The following is a 3,180-nucleotide window of genomic DNA, read 5'->3' as shown; positions in this document are numbered from 1 at the left end:
GTAAGCGATGCGCCAAGGCACCTTGCAATAGGCCGATGAACATGGAGCTTTCGCACCATGACATTGGAACATGCAAGGGGCGATTTGGTCGCCGAGTTAAGCGGCATCGCGCCGGCCGAAGATCGTGCAGCGATGCCCGGCCGCGCGCGGCAACGGAGGCTGTGGAGTTGCGCCGAGAAGCGCGCGTTGGTCGACCTTGCGAGTGCGGCGGGGTCGTCGGTGACCGAGGTCGCGCAAGCGTTCGGCGTAGCTCCTTCGCAGCTCTATGCGTGGCGCAAGCAGATGGCCGGCGGCGAGCTCGATGTCGACCAGGCGGTGGCGACCTTCGCGCGGATCGAGGTGAACGATCTGTCCGAGGTCGAACGCCCCGTTTCCGATTGCCCAGCCCCGGCCGGCAGGATCGTCGTGGTCTTTCCGAACGGCGCGCGATTGCGGATCGACGGCATCGTTGATCCGACAGCACTGGGTATCGTCCTGGCGGAGTTGACCAGGTGATCACGGTGGTGCCAACCGACCAGATTTTCCTGTGCTGCGGCGCTACCGATATGCGCCGCGGGATCAATAGCCTGGCGCGGATGGTGCAACAGGTGCTCGCGCTCAATCCGCACACCGGCGCGATCTTCTGCTTCCGTGGACGCAAGGGTCATATCATCAAGATTTTGGCGCATGACGACCAGGGGTTCTGCTTATTCACAAAGCGGCTTTCCGACGGCTGTTTTGCCTGGCCCACCACGAAGGATCAGGTTGCCGTTTCGCTCACCAAGGCGGAGCTTTCGCTGCTTCTGGAAGGGATCGACTGGCGCCGGCCGAGCAAGACTTATCGGCCGCGTCTGGCTGGCTAATTTTGCTCGTTTCTCATTGATTTTGTGTCGATTTTGCTTCCTTGAAGGAGCTATTTCGGGTATGTAATTTGGGTGTCGGAACAAGCTCCCTCAATCGCTGATTTCCTCGCCCGGATCGCCTTTCTGGAGGCGGCCGTTTCTGCCCGTGACACCACAATCGCCGAACGCGATGAGCAGCTGCGCAGAGAGCGCGCCGAGGCCGCACTTCGCATCCAGCGTCTGCAGCTGCAGATCGATCGTTTCAACCGCAAGGCCTTCGGCCGCTCGTCCGAGAAGCTCGGCCAGATGCTGCTCGAACTCGAAGATCTCGAGACCGATGTCGCCGCCGGCGTGCCGGATGCCGAGCTGCCCATCGTCACTGACACCGACAAGGTCCGGATCTTGCCGGTACGCAAGCTCAATCCCAACCTGCCGCGCAAGCAGATCGTTCGCGAGCCGTCTTGCGCATGCTGCCCGGGCTGCGGCGGCGACCTGCGCGCCATGGGCGAAGATAGCGAGGAGATGCTCGATCTGGTCGCCCAGGCCTGGCAGGTGATCGAGACCGTTCGACCCAAGTACAGCTGCCGGACCTGCGATAAAATCATTCAGGCGCCGGCACCAGCTAAGGCCATTGCACGCGGCAAGCTCAGCTATGCCGCGCTCGCCCATATCATGATGGCCAAGTGGGGTTATCATTTGCCGTTCTACCGTCAAGTCCAGATGATGGCAGCCAAGGGCGTCGATATCGAGCGATCGACGCTTGCGCGCAGCGCCGGCTATGCCGCCGCCTTGCTCGATCCGATCTACAATCGCCTCCGTGAGATCGGCCGTACCCGCACCAAGATTCACACCGACGACACACGACTTCCGATCCTGGCGCCCAGCACCGGCACGACGTACAAGGGCGCGCTCTGGGTTTACGTCGCCGACGACCGCAACTCGGGTTCGCAGGAGCCGCCGATCGCCTGGTATCGCGCCACCATGGGCCGCGCCGGCGAGAGCGTGATGACCGAGCTCGGCGGATTTGCCGGCACGCTCCAGGCCGATGGGTTCACTGGCTACAATCAGATCTACAGGGGCGGCGTCATTCGAGAAGCTGCCTGCCTGGCCCATCTGCGTCGCAAGATATTCGACGTTCACGACAGCCAGCCGACCGAGCTCAGCACGACGGCGATGGCCGGTATCCAGGCGATCTACCGGATCGAGGAAGAGATACGGGGGCTGCCGCCCGCCGAGCGATTGGCCGCACGACGAAGGCGGACCCGACCGCTGGTCCGGGCGCTGCGACGACAGCTCATGCGCCAGGCCAACGGTTTGTCGCGCCATGCCGATATCGCAAAGGCCTTCGCCTATGGCACCAAGCGATGGCGCGCGTTCAATCGCTTCCTCTACGATGGCCAGCTCGAGCCCGACAACCTGATCGCGGAGCGCGCCATTCGTGGATTTACCGTCGGCAGGCGCAATTGGCTTTTCTCGGGCAGCTTCGCCGCGGCCGAGCGGTCAGCGGTCGTGCTCAGCATCATAGAGACCTGCAAGCTCTGCGGCGTCGATGCCGAAGCCTACATGGCCGATGTCACCGAGCGCATCCAGAACGACTGGCCAGCCTCGCGCTGGGACGAGCTGATGCCGTGGAATTGGGTGCGCCGCCAAGAGATGCCGCTCCCCTTGGCGGCATGAGCGCGCTCGATGACATGGCGCTGTCGGACGAGGCGCTCGAGGCCTGGATGGCCGCCAAGACCAACCCCCGCCCGCTGGTGCGGACCGTCTCGGCGCTGGATGGCTTCGTAACGGCGGCGGTCACCGGGCCGCGGTTCGCGGACCCGCAAGACTGGATGTGCCCGGTCATGGGGTTGCCGCGCGACGTCCTGGCCAAAGGCTCTGCAACCGATCAGGCCGTGTTTGCCAGCCTCGCCAGGATCCACAACCGGATCAACGAGACGCTGTTCGACAGACCGCAGGATTATGCGCCCCGCTTCGCCACCAAGCCCAGCGGCGGCATCGACCCGCGGCCGTGGTGCCAGGGGTTCTACGCGGCCATCAATCTCAACATCAAACGCTGGAAACGGCTACTCGACCTCAAGAACCCTAACCACGGCCTCCTGCTGCCGATCCTGATCTACTGCGTCGACAAAAAAGGGCGGCCCGTCCTCGGCAAACCCAGGCCGGGCCCCGAGACCGCGCACTTCATCGAGCACGAGGCGTACAAAGACATCGCCCTGGTCATCCCCGCCCTGCGCGAACTCCACTATGTCACCCGTTATAATAACCCGCAGTGATCGCCCCGGCGTGCCGACTAACGGCTGACCGCCATACACGCATCAGGCGACTTCGGGAAAGGTGCCTTGGTGCACCGCTTACG

Annotated in this window: 4 protein-coding genes; all 4 read left to right on the top strand. The window is 63.5% G+C overall.

What is annotated here, in order from left to right; genetic code table 11:
• Window positions 1-57: 57 nt before the first annotated feature.
• The 4 genes from tnpA to H0241_RS35215 all read left to right on the top strand — a co-directional run bounded on the left by tnpA (window position 58) and on the right by H0241_RS35215 (window position 3,097).
• Entirely contained in the window at window positions 58-495 is a 438-nt protein-coding gene (gene tnpA, locus H0241_RS35230; RefSeq protein WP_181062286.1) for an IS66-like element accessory protein TnpA, read from the top strand.
• Window positions 492-842: an IS66 family insertion sequence element accessory protein TnpB gene (gene tnpB, locus H0241_RS35225; RefSeq protein WP_181062285.1), complete on the top strand. Its 351-nt coding sequence runs from the start codon at window positions 492-494 to the stop codon at window positions 840-842. The genes tnpA and tnpB overlap by 4 nt, the downstream gene beginning before the upstream one ends.
• 72 nt (window positions 843-914) lie before the next feature.
• Window positions 915-2,498, top strand: a complete 1,584-nt coding sequence (tnpC, locus tag H0241_RS35220; RefSeq protein WP_181062284.1) for an IS66 family transposase — start codon at window positions 915-917, stop codon at window positions 2,496-2,498.
• Entirely contained in the window at window positions 2,495-3,097 is a 603-nt protein-coding gene (locus H0241_RS35215; RefSeq protein ID WP_181062283.1) for a UPF0149 family protein, read from the top strand. Before tnpC ends, H0241_RS35215 begins: the two co-directional genes overlap by 4 nt.
• The last annotated feature ends 83 nt before the right edge of the window (window positions 3,098-3,180 follow it).

Source organism: Mesorhizobium neociceri, from assembly GCF_013520985.1.
GTDB lineage: Bacteria > Pseudomonadota > Alphaproteobacteria > Rhizobiales > Rhizobiaceae > Mesorhizobium > Mesorhizobium neociceri.
The sequence above is the reverse complement of the archived record's forward strand: the minus strand, read 5'-3'. Positions and strand labels throughout refer to the sequence as shown.